At 69.2% G+C, this 15334-nt stretch carries 17 protein-coding genes and 1 tRNA gene; 12 read left to right on the top strand and 6 right to left on the bottom strand.

The genetic code is table 11. The annotated features are described in order from the left end of the window. Positions 1-35: 35 nt before the first annotated feature. Entirely contained in the window at positions 36-317 is a 282-nt protein-coding gene (locus FBY40_RS11675) for a hypothetical protein (RefSeq protein WP_141938872.1), read from the top strand. On the opposite strand, the gene budA is transcribed toward FBY40_RS11675, so the two are convergent. Genes budA through FBY40_RS11660 form a run of 3 tightly spaced genes read right to left on the bottom strand, consistent with a single transcriptional unit; the run spans position 308 to position 2474 of the window. Next, on the bottom strand, positions 308-1060 hold the full coding sequence (gene budA, locus FBY40_RS11670; protein ID WP_141938870.1) for an acetolactate decarboxylase: 753 nt from the start codon (positions 1058-1060) through the stop codon (positions 308-310). The two genes, FBY40_RS11675 and budA, sit on opposite strands and share 10 nt — an antisense overlap. Beyond that, positions 1057-1632, bottom strand: a complete 576-nt coding sequence (locus tag FBY40_RS11665) for a hypothetical protein (protein WP_141938868.1) — start codon at positions 1630-1632, stop codon at positions 1057-1059. The genes budA and FBY40_RS11665 overlap by 4 nt, the downstream gene beginning before the upstream one ends. Next, positions 1629-2474 (bottom strand): inositol monophosphatase family protein, encoded by an 846-nt coding sequence (locus FBY40_RS11660; RefSeq protein WP_141938866.1) that lies wholly within the window; start codon positions 2472-2474, stop codon positions 1629-1631. The genes FBY40_RS11665 and FBY40_RS11660 overlap by 4 nt, the downstream gene beginning before the upstream one ends. 104 nt (positions 2475-2578) lie before the next feature. Here FBY40_RS11660 and FBY40_RS11655 point away from each other — a divergent pair. The 3 genes from FBY40_RS11655 (at position 2579) to FBY40_RS11645 (ending at position 4417) form a co-directional block, all read left to right on the top strand. Further along, positions 2579-2654 (top strand) — tRNA-Lys (locus FBY40_RS11655). Positions 2655-2765: 111 nt separating this feature from the next. Next, complete coding sequence (locus FBY40_RS11650; RefSeq protein WP_141938864.1) at positions 2766-3518, top strand: 3-hydroxybutyrate dehydrogenase; 753 nt, start codon at positions 2766-2768, stop codon at positions 3516-3518. Further along, on the top strand, positions 3515-4417 hold the full coding sequence (locus tag FBY40_RS11645) for an alpha/beta hydrolase (protein ID WP_141938861.1): 903 nt from the start codon (positions 3515-3517) through the stop codon (positions 4415-4417). The genes FBY40_RS11650 and FBY40_RS11645 overlap by 4 nt, the downstream gene beginning before the upstream one ends. A gap of 14 nt (positions 4418-4431) precedes the next feature. Here FBY40_RS11645 and aroQ read toward each other — a convergent pair whose 3' ends face one another. Both aroQ and FBY40_RS11635 read right to left on the bottom strand, forming a co-directional pair. After that, the gene (aroQ, locus tag FBY40_RS11640; protein WP_141938859.1) at positions 4432-5058 is read right to left on the bottom strand and encodes a gamma subclass chorismate mutase AroQ; all 627 of its coding nucleotides are present in this window, start codon (positions 5056-5058) and stop codon (positions 4432-4434) included. A 43-nt stretch (positions 5059-5101) separates the two neighbouring features. Next, positions 5102-5893, bottom strand: a complete 792-nt coding sequence (locus FBY40_RS11635) for an IclR family transcriptional regulator (protein WP_141938857.1) — start codon at positions 5891-5893, stop codon at positions 5102-5104. A 109-nt stretch (positions 5894-6002) separates the two neighbouring features. Between FBY40_RS11635 and FBY40_RS11630 the strand changes: the two genes are divergently transcribed. From FBY40_RS11630 to FBY40_RS11620, 3 genes are read left to right on the top strand one after another with little or no spacing between them, the layout of a single operon-like run. Then, a complete protein-coding gene (locus FBY40_RS11630) occupies positions 6003-6788 on the top strand; it encodes a CoA transferase subunit A (protein ID WP_141938855.1) in 786 nt (261 codons plus the stop codon). Position 6789: 1 nt separating this feature from the next. Next, positions 6790-7443: a CoA transferase subunit B gene (locus FBY40_RS11625; RefSeq protein WP_200829982.1), complete on the top strand. Its 654-nt coding sequence runs from the start codon at positions 6790-6792 to the stop codon at positions 7441-7443. After that, positions 7440-8624, top strand: a complete 1185-nt coding sequence (locus tag FBY40_RS11620) for an acetyl-CoA C-acetyltransferase (RefSeq protein WP_141938853.1) — start codon at positions 7440-7442, stop codon at positions 8622-8624. Before FBY40_RS11625 ends, FBY40_RS11620 begins: the two co-directional genes overlap by 4 nt. 22 nt (positions 8625-8646) lie before the next feature. Here the strand turns inward: FBY40_RS11620 and FBY40_RS11615 are convergent, their stop codons facing one another. Beyond that, the gene (locus FBY40_RS11615) at positions 8647-8907 is read right to left on the bottom strand and encodes a hypothetical protein (RefSeq protein WP_141938851.1); all 261 of its coding nucleotides are present in this window, start codon (positions 8905-8907) and stop codon (positions 8647-8649) included. Between the two features lie 125 nt (positions 8908-9032). Between FBY40_RS11615 and FBY40_RS11610 the strand changes: the two genes are divergently transcribed. The 5 genes from FBY40_RS11610 to ilvN are packed head-to-tail and all read left to right on the top strand — an operon-like array spanning position 9033 to position 15332. Further along, positions 9033-10442, top strand: coding sequence for an alpha,alpha-trehalose-phosphate synthase (UDP-forming) (locus FBY40_RS11610; protein WP_141938849.1), 1410 nt, complete (start codon positions 9033-9035; stop codon positions 10440-10442). Beyond that, the gene (gene otsB, locus FBY40_RS11605) at positions 10439-11239 is read left to right on the top strand and encodes a trehalose-phosphatase (RefSeq protein WP_141938847.1); all 801 of its coding nucleotides are present in this window, start codon (positions 10439-10441) and stop codon (positions 11237-11239) included. The genes FBY40_RS11610 and otsB overlap by 4 nt, the downstream gene beginning before the upstream one ends. Positions 11240-11248: 9 nt before the next feature. After that, a complete protein-coding gene (ilvD, locus tag FBY40_RS11600; RefSeq protein WP_200829981.1) occupies positions 11249-12967 on the top strand; it encodes a dihydroxy-acid dehydratase in 1719 nt (572 codons plus the stop codon). Positions 12968-13012: 45 nt separating this feature from the next. Beyond that, positions 13013-14821 (top strand): acetolactate synthase large subunit, encoded by a 1809-nt coding sequence (locus FBY40_RS11595; protein ID WP_141938845.1) that lies wholly within the window; start codon positions 13013-13015, stop codon positions 14819-14821. A gap of 1 nt (position 14822) precedes the next feature. Further along, positions 14823-15332, top strand: a complete 510-nt coding sequence (ilvN, locus tag FBY40_RS11590; protein ID WP_124293464.1) for an acetolactate synthase small subunit — start codon at positions 14823-14825, stop codon at positions 15330-15332. The last annotated feature ends 2 nt before the right edge of the window (positions 15333-15334 follow it).

Raw genomic sequence — 15334 nt, 5'->3', positions numbered from 1 at the left:
GCATGCTCGAAGAGTTCCCAGCCGAGGAGGATGCCGTGCCCGACCCCCGCCGAGAGCCCACGCGCGTCGGCCCGCTGCAGTTCGCTCCGGCGGAGGCGCCGGAGCGTTGGCGGCTGACGATGATGCCCGCGGAGGGCGCGCCGTGCGAGGCGACATGGGGGGAGTGGGTGCGCTTCGCGCAGCGTGTGCTCAGGCTGGACGCCCTCTCGCGCGATCTCGAGGAGCGCGGCGACGCCTGGGATCGCGGCTTCGCCGCTGGTCGGGCCACGACCGCGGACGGGAATGCCGAGTCCGGCTGGGCCAATCCCTACCGCTGACGACCCGAAGAGCGCGCCGCGCCTCCCTCGACCGCGACGATCCGATGGTCGTCGTCGTGGGTGAGTTCCGATGCGAGAAAGCCCGCATCCGTGGGCAGGACGAGGTTGAACCGCGCGAAGGCGCCGACCGAAAGCGCTCCCACGTTCAGCGCGAGATCCAGAACATGGCCTCCGGCGTGGCGATCGGCGGCGAGGAAGTGCACGTGCAGCCCCGCGACCGCGATGCCCTGATAGATCGACGGTGCCCAGAAGCCCACCAGGGTCCCCTCGACCTCCCTCAGCACGGTTTCGACCTGATCGTCTGCGACCTCCGCGAGGGGGCGGAGCGGGAAGTGCTCCCGCCGCGTGGCCCGGACGCGGATCATCCGGAACTCGCCGTCGACGCGGACGGAGTGGAACAGGTTGCGGCTGACCGTCATGGCCTCCACAAGCGATGTGAGGATCGCGAGGTCCGCAGGGCCGGTGGCCACAGGGCTCACGGACGGCTCGGCGCAGACGTCGGCGAAGGGAAGGACATCCTCGCCGGTCATCCGATGGGGTGGTCCGTCCACCGTGCACGCGTACGCCATCCCGTCGACGATGACCACCTCGCCTCCCAGGCGATCGCAGCATCCGATGCCGAAGTCGCCGTGCCGAAGCGCATCCTCGACCGGCATCCCGGACTCGTACGCGCCGGCCAGAAGCGCGTCGAGCACCGCGAACTGCGTCACGGCGCCCGCGGAGACCCGCTCGGGCGTGTTCATCCCCACTCGATCAGGAGGATGCTCTGCTTGGTGTCGGCGATCTTCACCGTTCCCGCCTGGAAGAAGTAGGTGATGCCGTACCCGTTCTCATCGGTGGTCACCGCCGTTTCGGCCGGCTCGGTGACGTACACGCCCTCCGGATCGTCCTCGACCGTCCACCCCTCCGCCTGAAGGCGCGCGCGCGCCTCGTCGGCCGTCGCCTCATCGATCGGAGCCCAGCCGTAGATGTGGAGCTGGTCGCTGGCCGGACCGTCGAAGTTCGCCCAGACGCATTCGATGCCGCCCGGGATCTCCTCACCGGTGATGGTGAACGGCGAGGCCTGGGCGCTCCAGCCGACGCTGTCGTAATCGGCGACCGTGGTCTCGGGGATGATTGTCTCGCACGTCGGGTCGGTGGCGGGCGCGGGTTCTTCGGTGGGCGGGGCCGAGGGTTCAGCCGTGGGCGAGGAAGCGACCGGCGACGGGGGCGGGGAGGGCTGGGCGTCGCCGGTCTCCGCGGCACACGCAGTGAGTGCGACTAGCGCGACGGTGAGCGCGCCGCCGGCGGAGAGGCGACGAAGGGCAGAGGTCATCGATCGATCTCCGGGGTGGGGGGGTGGAGCAGGTCGAGGAACGTCCGGTGGAGTGAGCCGTTCGTGGCCAGCGATGACCCGGCGGTCAGCGTATCCGTGCCGGTGAAATCGGTGAACCGCCCGCCGGCTTCGTGGACGATGGGCACGAGCGCGGCGATGTCGTACTCCTGCACGCCGAACTCGGCGACGAACTCCAAGCGCCCTTCCGCGAGGAGCATGTACGGCCAGGCATCGCCGTAGCCGCGATCGCGCCACACCGCTGCGGTCAGCCTCTCGAGCGCCGCCAGCTGACCGGCCTCGCGCCACTGCCCGATGCTCTGGAAGCTCACGCTCGCTTCGGTGAGGGAGTCGACGGATGACACGGCGAGACGCCGCGGGCCGCCGTCTGCGGCGTTCGTCCAGGCGCCGAGACCGCTCGCCGCCCACCAGCGTCGGGCGATCGCGGGCTGACTGACGACGCCGACGCGCGGCACACCGTCGACCGTCAGCGCGATGAGCGTCGACCACATGGGTATGCCCCGGAGGTAGTTCGCCGTGCCGTCGATCGGGTCGATGACCCAGCGTCGGACGCCTGCTCCCGAGGAGCCGAACTCTTCGCCGAACACGTCGTCTTCCGGTCGCTCCGCCGCGAGGACCCCGCGGATCGCCTGTTCGGTGGCGAGGTCGGCTTCGGTGACGTGACTGGCATCAGCCTTCGTGCGCACGTCCAGATCAGAGGCGTCGAACCGGGCCATCGACACCGCATCGGCGACGTCGGCCAGGCGCAGGGCGAGGGCGAGATCCTCGGCGAGGTCCCCGTCGTGAGGGGTGTCGAAAACGCTATCCGCAGGGGGCAGGGTCACACGGTCAAGGATAGGTGGCGCGCGGGGTCGGATTTCACCGTGGCGACATCGTGATGGTAATGTTGACCCTCGGTTCGCGGGTCTGTATCGACGCGACCGGGTTCGCGCCTCTAGCTCAATCGGCAGAGCAACTGACTCTTAATCAGTGGGTTCAGGGTTCAAGTCCCTGGGGGCGCACCACCTCACCAAACGCCCTGGTTCGCCGGGGCGTTTCGTGTGTCCGTCCCCGTCGACGTCCTACGCTGAGGTCGGGTGCCGCTCGTGCCGGCGCCAGCGAGCGAAGGAGCCGGGATGACAGACAGCGACTTGCACGGAAAGCGCGCCGTCGTCACGGGCGGCGCAAGCGGCATCGGGCTGGCCTGCGTGAAGGAGTTCCGTCGCCGCGGTGCACACGTCATCGTCGCCGATCACCACGTCTACCAGACCGAGGCGGTGGCCGAGGAGCTGGGTGCCGAGCCATGGGTGGTCGACCTGGCCGACACCGCCGCCCTGGAGGACGTCCGGCTGGATGTCGACATCCTGGTCAACAACGTCGGGATGCAGCGGGTCAACCCGATCGTCGATTTCCTGCCGGAGGACTTCCGGCACATTCAGCGGCTCATGGTCGAGTGTCCCTTCCTGCTCATCCGGGCGGCACTGCCCGGCATGTCCCGGCGAGGATGGGGACGCATCATCAACATCTCCAGCGTCCACGGCCTGCGAGCGAGCGCATTCAAGTCGGCCTACGTCACGGCCAAGCACGGACTCGAGGGCCTGTCGAAGGTCACGGCGCTCGAGGGCGCCCGCTCCGGCGTGACGAGCAACTGCGTCAGTCCCGCCTACGTCCGAACGCCCCTGGTCGAGCGGCAGATCGCCGACCAGGCTCGGCTGCACGGCATCGGCGAAGACGAGGTGATCGAGAAGATCATGCTCACCGAAACGGCGGTCAAGCGCCTCATCGAGCCCGAGGAGGTCGCCTCCCTCGTGGGGTGGCTGGTCGGCGACAGCGCGGGCATGGTCACGGGGGCCACCTACACGATGGACGGCGGCTGGACCGCGCGATGAGCGGGCACCGCTTCCACCGCTATCGCACCCGCGACATCCCCGTTCCCGGGGGTGCCCTCCGTGTCGGGGTGTGGGAACCGACCGGACCTGTGCGCGGAGAGATTCTGGCGGTCCATGGTGTGACCTCGTCCCACCGTGTGTGGGCGCACACCGTCGAGAGGCTGCCGGGGATCCGGGTGATCGCCCCCGACCTGCGCGGCCGCGGCCGCAGCACCGCGAACCGCCCCGCCGGCATGGCGCGCCACGCCGACGATCTCGCCCTCGTCCTCGCCGAGACCTCGGGACGGGCGTCCGTCGTCGTCGGTCACTCGATGGGCGGGTTCGTCTCTGTGGTGCTGGCCCACCGGCATCCGGATCTCCTCGATCGGCTGCTGCTCGTCGACGGCGGCCTGCCCCTGCGGGCGCCGGAGGGGCTCTCGCCGGAGGAGACGGTCGCCGCGATCCTCGGGCCCACGGCCGCCCGGCTTCGCATGAGGTTCGACGACGAGGCCGATTATCTGCGATTCTGGCGCGCGCACCCGGCCTTTCCGCCGCCGTGGACGCCGGAGCTCGAGGACTACTTCCGCTACGACCTCCTCGACGCCGATAACGGTGCGCTGCGACCGGCCACGAGCGAGGCCGTCACGATCGAGGACACCGTCGATCTCACGACGGGATCGGCTCTGCGCGTCGCGGTGGACGCGCTCGGTCACCCCACCAGGCTGCTCACCGTCCCGCGAGGCCTTCGAGACGAGGAGCCGGGGCTCTACCCGCCCGACCATCTCTCGGCGCTCCTTCGCGAACGACCCGCCATCTCCCACCGGCGTGTCGCGGGCTTCAACCACTACTCGATCCTGCTGACCCCCGAGGGTGGTGCCGTCGTGGCGGACGAGGTCGTCGGCGCTCTGCAGGCCCCGTGACGGGCAGGCGCCGATCACGCCATGCAGAGGTTCTCCGTCGCGCGGACGAGGGCGGTCTCGACGGCCGGCTCCACCTGCCCGTCGAGTTCGTCCCGTACCTCGGCGAGCACGGAGGCGCACCCGGGTGCGCCTCGATACGGCTCGAGCCCGGCGAGGGCGCCGATCAGCGCGGGTGTGAGGCGATCGAGGATCGGTCGCACCTCGGCGGCGAGGTCGGGTCCCTGGGTCGGGGCGGGGGATACGCCGACGCGCCAGTCGTCGAGAAGCGCGAACTGGACGTCCTTGTTCGCCGTGATCTGATCGGCGAACACCTCGCGGACCCAAGACGTATCGACGTCCTGCCGTTCGGCCTCGGTCTGCGCAGCCTCGAGAACGCTCTGCTCTCGATCCCTGTCCGTGACGAGCTGGCCGCCGACTTCCTTCGCGGCTGCCACAGCCGGTGCGGTGGCGAGTCGCTCTGCGATCAGAGAGAGGACCTCTCGCAGTTCGCCCGCGATGACCTCGTCTGTGACAGGCGACGCCGTCGTGCTGGTCGCGGCCTCGGGTGTCGGCGATGCGCAGCCGGCGCACCACAGCACCGCGGTGACGCAGACCAGAGCGAGGGACCGGCGCCACGGGGCGCCGACAGGGGAGGAGGGCATGAGCACAGGGTAGGGCGCGGGGGATGCTATCGGGGTGGTCGGCTCATCGACCGGTCGCGGCGATGCGCGCGGTCAGTTGGTGGGCGTGGGCGAGGAGGGTCTTGCCGAGATCGGCGAGCCGGTCGGCCGAGAAGCGGAACTGCACCCCGGTCAGGCTCAGTGCCCACTGCGGATGACCGTCGCGGGCGAAGACGGCGGCGCCGAGTCCCCAGCTTCCTTCCACGATGAGGCCCGGATTGACCGCGTAGCCGCGCTCCTGCGTCTCGCGGATACGGGTGCGAAGCCGCGCCGGTGCGTGGGACGCCCCCCAGCGATCGGCGAGATCCGGATGACGCTCGAGGTAGGCGTCCACATCGTGGTTGGGAAGGAACGACAGGATGGCCAGGCCCGCCGATGCGACTCCCAGCGGGAAGCGTACCCCCTCGGACAGCACGAAGGAACGGATGGGGAAGCTCCCCTCCTCGCGGAGCAGACACACCGTCTCGTCCCCGCGTCGCACGGACAGGAAGGCACTCTCCTCGGTGCGGACAGCCAGGGAGCGCACGATGTCCCTCGCGAGATCGGTGATGTCGTAACGAGCGGCGGCCACCGTTCCCATCAGATAGAGCTCCGGACCGGGAAGCCATCTGCCGAGGCGCTCGTCGAAGTCCACCAGTCCCTCGTGCCGCAGCGCCTGGAGGATGCGATGGGCGGTCGGCCGGGTCAGGCCGGCGTCCGCGGCGAGGTCTCTCATCGAGGCCCCCCCGCCCCCGGCGGCGGTGACGATCCGGAGCAGGCGGGCTGCGCGCCCGATCGCCTGCGTGCCAGGAACGCTCTGGCGTTCGGCGCTGTCCATGATGTGGACGGTACGCGCCGGATCATCCACATCGCAAGCACCGGGTGGTCCTGCGATCTTCTCGCGGCGAGGATGGAAGGAGCCGACCGACGAACCCCGGGGAGTGCGCGTGATCGACAAGACCTTCGCTTCTGCAGCTGCTGCGGTAGCCGACATCCCCGATGGCGCGAGCCTCGCCGTGGGCGGGTTCGGCCTCTCGGGCAACCCCATCGCCCTGATCGAAGCGATCCTCGCGCAGGGAACGACGGATCTCAGCGTCGTGAGCAACAACTGCGGTGTCGACGACTGGGGGCTCGGGGTGCTCCTTCAGGCCCGCCGCATCCGCAAGATGACCTCGTCGTACGTGGGGGAGAACAAGGAGTTCGAGCGTCAGTTCCTCTCCGGTGAGCTCGAGCTCGAGCTCACCCCGCAGGGGACGCTCGCCGAGAAGCTGCGAGCGGGCGGTTCGGGAATCGCGGCGAACTTCACCCAGACCGGGGTGGGGACACAGGTGGCCGAGGGCGGTCTGCCCCGCCGCTATCACCCGGACGGATCGATCGCGGTGGCCTCGCCGCCGAAGGATGTCCGGGTCTTCGACGTCCACGGCTCTCCTCGCGAGTTCGTGCTGGAAGAGGCCATCGTCACCGACTTCGCCCTGGTGCACGCGCGTCGTGGCGACCGCGCGGGCAACCTCGTGTTCAACAAGTCCGCGCGCAACTTCAATCCTCTCGCCGCGATGGCCGGCCGGGTCTGCATCGCTCAGGTCGAAGAGCTCGTCGAGCCCGGGGAGCTCGACCCCGATCAGATCCATCTCCCCGGGATCTTCGTTCATCGCATCATCGAGGTCGGCACCGACGTCGAGAAGCGCATCGAGAAGCGCACGGTCGCGGCATCCGACGTGAAGGAAGGGCGCTGACATGGCACTGACGAGGGTCCAGATGGCGACGCGCGCGGCGCAGGAGCTCCGGGACGGCGCGTACGTCAATCTCGGAATCGGCCTGCCGACCCTTGTTCCCAATCACCTGCCGGCGGGGGTGAAGGTCGTCCTGCAGTCCGAGAACGGGATTCTGGGCGTGGGACCCTATCCGGCCGACGCGGACGTCGATCCCGACCTGATCAATGCCGGCAAGGAGACGGTCACGGTTCTCCCCGGATCGGCGTTCTTCGATTCCGCGACCAGTTTCGGGATGATCCGCGGCGGCAAGATCGATGCCGCGATCCTGGGTGCGATGCAGGTCTCGCGACAGGGCGATCTGGCGAACTGGATGATTCCCGGCAAGATGGTGAAGGGCCCGGGAGGCGCCATGGACCTCGTCCATGGGGCCGCGAAGGTGATCGTCCTCATGGAGCACGTGGCCAAGGACGGCTCACCCAAGATCGTGCTCGAATGCACTCTGCCGTTGACCGGGCGCGCAGTCGTGGATCGCATCATCACGGATCTCGCGGTGATCGATGTCACGTCCCAGGGGCTCGTCCTGACCGAGCTCGCACCGGGGGTGAGCGTGGACGAGGTGCGTTCCAAGACCGAGCCGCCGCTCATCGTTTCGAAGAATCTCGAGGAGCACGCATGAACCACGAAGACGTCGTCATCGTCGCCGCAGCCCGCACCGCGCAGGGACGGCTCAAGGGCCAGTTCTCACCGCTCTCCGCGGTGCAGCTCGGCAGTGCGGCGATCGCCGGTGCGCTCGCGCGGGGAGGGATCGCCCCCGATGCCGTCGACGCGGTCCTGATGGGCCAGGTGCTCGCCGCAGGAGCGGGCCAGAATCCCGCGCGGCAGGCGGCCGTCGGGGCGGGGATTCCCTGGCGGGTCCACGCCGGGAGCGTCAACAAGGTCTGCCTGTCGGGTCTGACGGCCGTGATCGATGCCGCGCGCATGATCCGCCTGGGCGACGCGCGCGTCGTGGTCGCCGCGGGAATGGAGTCGATGACACGAGCTCCGCATCTGCTGATGAACTCCCGCGACGGCTACAGCTACGGGTCGATCGAGGTGCTCGACCATATGGCCTTCGACGGACTGACCGACGCGTACGACGCCGAGAGCATGGGCGCCTCCACCGAGCGCCACAACGGAGCGCTGGGGATCACGCGCGAGGCGCAGGACGCCGTCGCGGCCCGCTCTCATCAGCGCGCGGCGGCCGCCCAGCGCGAGGGGATCTTCGACGCGGAGATCGTGCCCGTCGAGGTGCCGCAGCGCCGGGGCGCGCCCCTCGTGGTGGCGACGGACGAGGGGATCAGACCGGACACCACCGTCGAGACCCTCGCCGGCCTGCGTCCCGCTTTCGCGAAGGACGGCACGATCACCGCGGGCAATTCCTCGCAGATCTCCGACGGCGCCTCCGCGGTCGTCCTCACCTCGCGATCGCACGCCGACGAGAACGGATGGCCCGTGCTGGCGGTGGTCGGCGCGGCAGGACAGGTCGCCGGCCCCGACAACTCTCTCCACTCGCAGCCGTCGCGTGCGATCGCGCAGGCGTGCCGCCGGCAGGGGATCGAGCCCGCCGAGCTCGACCTGGTCGAGATCAACGAGGCGTTTGCTGCCGTCGTGGTGCGGTCGCAGCAGGAGCTGGGCCTGGACGATGAGGTGATCAACCCCCATGGCGGCGGCATCGCCATCGGTCACCCGATCGGCGCCTCGGGCAACCGGCTCGTCGTCCACGCGGTGCACGAGCTGGTCCGCCGGGGGAGCGGCACCGCCGCTGTCGGGCTGTGCGGTGGCGGTGGCCAGGGGGATGCCCTGATCCTCACGCGCTGAGATCCCGGCGACTTTCCGGTGATCAGCGTCCGCGACGCGCGCGCTTCTTCAAGAGCTTGTCCTCGCGCCCGCTCACCGGGGAGTCCAGATCGATGTTCTTCCCGCGCGCCGCGCGCCGCGTGTCGACGATCGTTCCGATCGCCAGCGCGAGACTGATGCCCCAGCTGAGCCATGCGAGGGCCATGCGCCACGTGAAGGACTCACCGTTGCGGAGCCCGCGGAGGAGTGCCAGGCCGCCGGTGATGGCGCTGATGATGCCGGAACCGAAGAGGTAGGAGCGCATGGCGCCACGCTATCGCGACCGCTAGCCACAGTCCCGGCCTTGACACAACCCCCACCGCTCCCACGGCGCCCGAAGACGCCGACCGATAGCCTGGGGACAAGCCGTCCGCCTCGTGAGGAGTCCGTGTGTCTGAAGCCCCGCTCGTCGTCGTCGCGAACAGACTTCCGGTCGATCGAGACCCCGACGGGGGGTGGCGCCGGTCGCCCGGCGGCCTCGTCACCGCCCTCGAGCCGGTCATGCGCCGCACTCACGGCGCGTGGGTCGGATGGGCCGGCAAGCCCGGACTCGACGTCGAGCCGTTCGACTTCGACGGCACGCACCTCCACCCGGTCCGCCTGGACGCCGACGAGGTCGAGAACTACTACGAAGGGTTCTCGAACGACACGATCTGGCCGCTCTACCACGACGTCATCAGCGCTCCGCGATATCGGCGGGTGTGGTGGGATGCGTACGTCTCGGTGAACGAGCGGTTCGCCGACGCCGCGGCGGAGGTGGCTGCCCAGAACGCGACCGTCTGGGTGCAGGACTACCAACTCCAGCTCGTTCCGCAGCTTCTTCGTCAGAAGCGCCCCGATCTCACGATCGGCTACTTCCACCACATCCCCTTTCCCGCCTACGGGTTGTTCGCGCAGCTCCCGTGGCGTCGCCAGGTGCTCGAGGGACTTCTCGGCGCCGATGTCATCGGCTTCCAGCGAGTGCAGGATGCCGGCAACTTCGCCCGCGCGGTGCGCCGCCAGCTGCGTTTGGACACCAAGGCGAGCGGAATCACGGTTCCGCTCCCCGACGGGGGAGAGCGCATCGCGCTGGCGCGAGCGTTCCCCATCTCGATCGACGCGGACTCCTACATCGAGATGGCCCGTCGCCCTGACATCCAGGCGCGAGCCGCGGAGATCCGCGAGAGCCTGGGCAATCCGAAGAAGATCCTCCTCGGCGTGGATCGGCTCGACTACACCAAAGGCATCCGTCACCGGCTGAAGGCGTTCGGCGAGCTGCTCGAGGACGGACGGGTGAGCGTCGAGGATGTGACGCTCGTCCAGGTCGCCAGCCCCAGTCGCGAGAGGGTGGAAGCCTACGTTCAGCTGCGCGACGAGATCGAGCTCACCGTGGGGCGGATCAACGGGGATCACGACACCATGCACCACACCGCGATCCGGTACCTGCACCAGTCCTATCCCCGCGAAGAGATGGTCGCGCTCTATCTCGCATCCGACGTGATGCTCGTGACCGCCCTCCGTGACGGGATGAACCTCGTGGCCAAGGAGTACGTCGCCAGTCGCGTCGACAACCGCGGCGTACTCGTGCTCAGCGAGTTCGCCGGCGCGGCCGACGAGCTCGGCAGCGCCATCCGGATCAATCCTCACGACATCGACGGGCTCAAGGACGCCATCGTCCGCGCGATCGAGATGCCCGGGGCCGACCAGGGCCGACGGATGCGGGCACTGCGCAAGCGCGTCCTGGAGCACGATGTCGAGGATTGGTCTCGCGAGTTCCTCGACGCCCTCGCGGACGTCTCGCGTCGGCGGGCCGACCGATGACGGCACCGCACGTCGACCACGCCCGGATCGGCGACGAGCTCGACCGTCTCGCAGCCACGCCCCGGCTCCTCGTGGCCCTCGACTTCGACGGCACTCTGGCGCCTCTGCTGGACGAGCCCATGGACGCGCGGATGACGGACGAGGCGCGCGTCGCCGTCCTCGCGCTCGTCGCCGCCCCCGAGACGGTCGTCGCGTTCGTGTCCGGCCGGAGCCTGCACGATCTGCGGGTCATCGGCGAGCACGAGGACGACTCGCCGATCCTTCTCGCGGGGTCCCACGGCGCCGAGTTCTGGATCCCGGACGGCGGCGCCGCGCCGACCCCCGACGACGCCGACGACAAGGCGCTCCGCGATCGACTTCGTGCCGAGGCCGAGGCGACCACCGCCGTCTTCGACGGCGTGTGGATCGAGCCCAAGACCTTCGGTTTCGCTGTCCACAGCCGACTCGCGGCGCCCGACGACGCCGACCGCGCGCGCGACGCCATCGACGACATGGTCGTCCGAGAGGCCCCGCACTGGCGTCGCCGCACCGGGCACAACATCGTCGAGTACGCCTTCCGGCATGAGGGGAAGGACACCGCCGTCGCCGCTCTCCGCGACCGGGTCGAGGCGACCGCCGTGCTCTTCGCGGGCGACGACGTCACCGACGAAGACGCGCTGCGGAGCCTCGGGGAGGACGATCTCGGGGTCCACGTCGGCACCGGCGAGACGGCCGCGACGATCAGCGTGCCCGACATCGCCGCGTTGGCCCGGCTCCTGCGCGGTCTCGCGGAACGGCGGGTCACGCGACGGGAATAGACTGCGAACATGGTGCGCTCCGACATCCCCGATCCGTCCGCCGTCGACATCAAGCCCCGCAGCCGCGTCGTCACCGACGGGATCGAGGCCACCACGTCGCGCGGCATGCTCCGCGGTGTCGGAATGGGCGATGAGGACTGGGACAAGCCCCAGATCGGCATCGCGTCGAGCTGGAACGAGATCACCCCCTGCAACCTGAGCCTCGACCGGCTGGCGCAGGGTGCGAAGGAAGGCGTCCACGCCGGCGGCGGATACCCGTTGCAGTTCGGAACCATCTCCGTCTCCGACGGGATCTCGATGGGTCACGAGGGCATGCACTTCTCCCTGGTCTCGCGCGAGGTGATCGCCGACTCGGTGGAGACGGTCATGATGGCCGAGCGCCTCGACGGCTCGGTGCTGCTCGCCGGGTGCGACAAGTCCATCCCCGGCATGCTGATGGCCTCCGCCCGCCTCGACCTCTCCAGCGTCTTCCTCTACGCCGGCTCGATCGCACCCGGATGGGTCAAACTCTCGGACGGCACCGAGAAGGAGATCACCATCATCGACTCGTTCGAGGGCGTGGGTGCGTGCCTGGCGGGGCGGATGTCGGAGGCCGACCTCAAGCGCATCGAGTGCGCCTTCGCCCCGGGCGAGGGAGCGTGTGGCGGGATGTACACCGCCAACACCATGGCCTCGGTGGCCGAGGCGCTGGGGCTCAGCCTGCCGGGCTCGGCCGCGCCGCCCTCGGCGGATCGTCGACGCGACTACTTCGCGCGTCGCTCGGGCGAGGCCGTGGTGAACCTTCTGAAGCAGGGAATCACCACGCGCGACATCCTCACCAAGGAGGCCTTCGAGAACGCGATCGCCCTCGCCATGGCGCTCGGCGGATCCACGAACGTCGTGCTGCACCTCCTCGCCATCGCCAACGAGGCCGAGATCGAGCTGAGTCTGCACGACTTCAACCGCATCGGCGACAAGGTCCCTCACGTGGCGGACATGAAGCCGTTCGGGAAGTACGTGATGAACGACGTCGACCGCCACGGCGGCATCCCGGTGGTCATGAAGGCGATGCTCGATGAGGGCCTTCTTCACGGCGACGCCCTGACCGTGACCGGGAAGACCCTCGCCGAGAATCTCCGCGACCTCGATCCCGACCCCGTCGACGGCGATGTCATCCACCGCTTCGATGACCCGATCCACGCCACCGGCGGCATCACGATCCTCCACGGCTCCTTCGCCCCGCAGGGCGCCGTGGTCAAGACCGCCGGTTTCGACGCCGCCGTGTTCGAGGGGCCTGCGCGGGTCTTCGAACGCGAGCGCGCCGCGATGGACGCCCTCGAGGCCGGGCAGATCTCCGCCGGCGACGTCGTCGTCATCCGCTACGAGGGCCCCAAGGGGGGCCCGGGCATGCGGGAGATGCTCGCCATCACCGCCGCCATCAAGGGCGCAGGCCTCGGGAAAGATGTATTACTCTTGACGGACGGTCGATTCTCCGGCGGCACAACCGGCCTGTGCATCGGCCACATAGCACCCGAAGCGGTGGACGCAGGTCCCATCGCCTTCGTGCGCGATGGTGATCTGATACGGGTCGATATCGCGGCTCGCACTCTCGACCTACTCGTCGATGACGCAGAGCTGAGCTCCCGCCGTGAGGGCTGGGAGCCCCTTCCCCCGCGCTATACCCGTGGCGTTCTGGCCAAGTACTCGCGACTCGTGCACTCCGCAGCGGAGGGCGCGGTCACCGGTTAGGCCCGCTTCCCGCATCCGTTCCACCCATCTGTGAGGACCCTCACCATGCCCGCCGAATCCGCCACGGCCATTCCCCGGCCTCCCGCTCGCACCGCGGCCCCGTCCGCGCCCGTGCTCACGGGCGCGCAGGCGGTCGTCCGCTCCCTCGAACTGCTCGGCGTCACCGATGTCTTCGGTCTTCCCGGGGGCGCCATCCTCCCCGTCTACGACCCGCTGATGGACACCTCCGAGATCCGTCACATCCTCGTCCGTCACGAACAGGGGGCCGGCCACGCGGCCGAAGGCTACGCCTCGGCATCCGGACGGGTCGGCGTCGCCATCGCGACATCGGGTCCCGGCGCGACGAACCTCGTCACCGCCATCGCCGACGCCTACATGGATTCGGTGCCCGTGGTCGCCATCACCGGGCAGGTCTTCTCCAATCTGATGGGGACCGACGCGTTCCAGGAGGCCGACATCGTCGGCATCACGATGCCGATCACCAAGCACTCCTTCCTGGTCAAGCGCGCCGAGGACATCCCGGGCGCCATCGCCGCTGCGTTCGAGATCGCCGCGACGGGTCGACCGGGTCCGGTGCTGGTCGACATCACCAAGGACGCCCAGCAGGCCGAAGCTCCGTTCCAGTGGCCGCCGAAGATCGACCTCCCGGGCTACCGACCGGTCACCAGGGCTCACGGAAAGCAGATCCAGGCCGCCGCGCAGCTGATCGCGCAGGCCAAGAAGCCCGTTCTCTACGTCGGTGGCGGCGTGATCCGCGCTCGCGCCGCGGAAGAGCTGCGGTCGCTGGCCGAGGCGACCGGCGCGCCGGTCGTGACGACGCTGATGGCCCGCGGCGCCTTCCCCGACTCCCACCCCCAGCACCTCGGTATGCCGGGTATGCACGGGACGGTGCCGGCGGTACTGGCCCTGCAGGACTCCGACCTGCTCATCGCCCTGGGCTCGCGTTTCGATGACCGCGTCACGGGCAAAGCCGCGCTCTTCGCGCCCGACGCCCAGGTGGTGCACGTCGACATCGACCCCGCCGAGATCGGCAAGATCCGGGCAGCCGACGTGCCGATCGTGGGCGACCTGAAGGAGGTTCTGCCCGATCTTGAGGCGGCTTTCCGCGCGGCGAGCGCCGATGCGGCCCCGGATATCGCGCAGTGGTGGTCGTTCCTCGACGGGCTGCGCGACGAGTTCCCGCTCGGGTACGCTCCGACGACCGACGGGCTGCTGGCCCCGCAGTACGTCATCCAGCGCATCGGAGAGCTGACCGGACCCGAGGGCATCTATGCCGCGGGCGTGGGCCAGCACCAGATGTGGGCGGCGCAGTTCATCAAGTACGAGCGTCCGAACGCCTGGCTGAACTCCGGCGGGGCGGGCACGATGGGCTACTCGGTGCCGGCGGCGATGGGTGCGAAGGTGGCCGAGCCCGAGCGCGTGGTGTGGGCGATCGACGGTGACGGGTGCTTCCAGATGACCAATCAGGAGCTCGCCACCTGCGCCATCAACAAGATCCCGATCAAGGTCGCGATCATCAACAACTCCTCCCTCGGCATGGTCCGCCAGTGGCAGACGCTGTTCTACGACGGCCGCTACTCGCACACCGACCTGAACACCGGGCACGACACCATCCGCATCCCCGATTTCGTCAAGCTCGCCGAGGCCTACGGGTGTCTGGCGATCCGGGTGGAGCGGGCAGAGGACGTCGACGCGGCGATCCAGACGGCGCTCGAGACCAACGACCGTCCCGTCGTCATCGACTTCGTCGTGAGCGCGGACGCAATGGTGTGGCCGATGGTGCCGCAGGGCGTCAGCAACAGCTACATCCAGTACGCCCGCGACCACTCGCCGGCCTTCGAGCGGGAGATGTGACATGTCGAGCCACGTGCTGAGCCTCCTGGTGGAGGACAAACCCGGACTCCTCACCCGCGTCGCGGGGCTGTTCGCCCGTCGCGGGTTCAACATCGAATCCCTCGCCGTCGGTGTGACCGAGGTCCCCGGCCTCTCCCGCATCACCGTCGTGGTCGATGTCGACGAACTCCCGCTCGAGCAGGTGACGAAGCAGCTGAACAAGCTGGTGAACGTCATCAAGATCGTCGAACTGGATGCCACGGCATCCGTCCAGCGGGAGCACATGCTCGTCAAGGTCCGTGCCGACAACGCCAACCGCTCCAACGTGCTGGAGGTGGTGAACCTCTTCCGTGCCTCGGTGGTCGACTACGCCCCCGATGCCGTCGTGGTCGAGATCACCGGCGACAAGGGCAAGATCGAGGCGTTCCTGCGCGCGGTCGAGCCGTTCGGCATCAAGGAGCTCGCGCAATCGGGACTGCTCGCCATCGGCCGCGGCGGCAAGAGCATCACCGAGCGCGTCCTGCGCGGCTGATC

It is taken from the genome of Microbacterium sp. SLBN-154 (assembly GCF_006715565.1).
Classification (GTDB): domain Bacteria; phylum Actinomycetota; class Actinomycetes; order Actinomycetales; family Microbacteriaceae; genus Microbacterium.
This window is presented reverse-complemented; position numbering and strand designations above follow the sequence as displayed.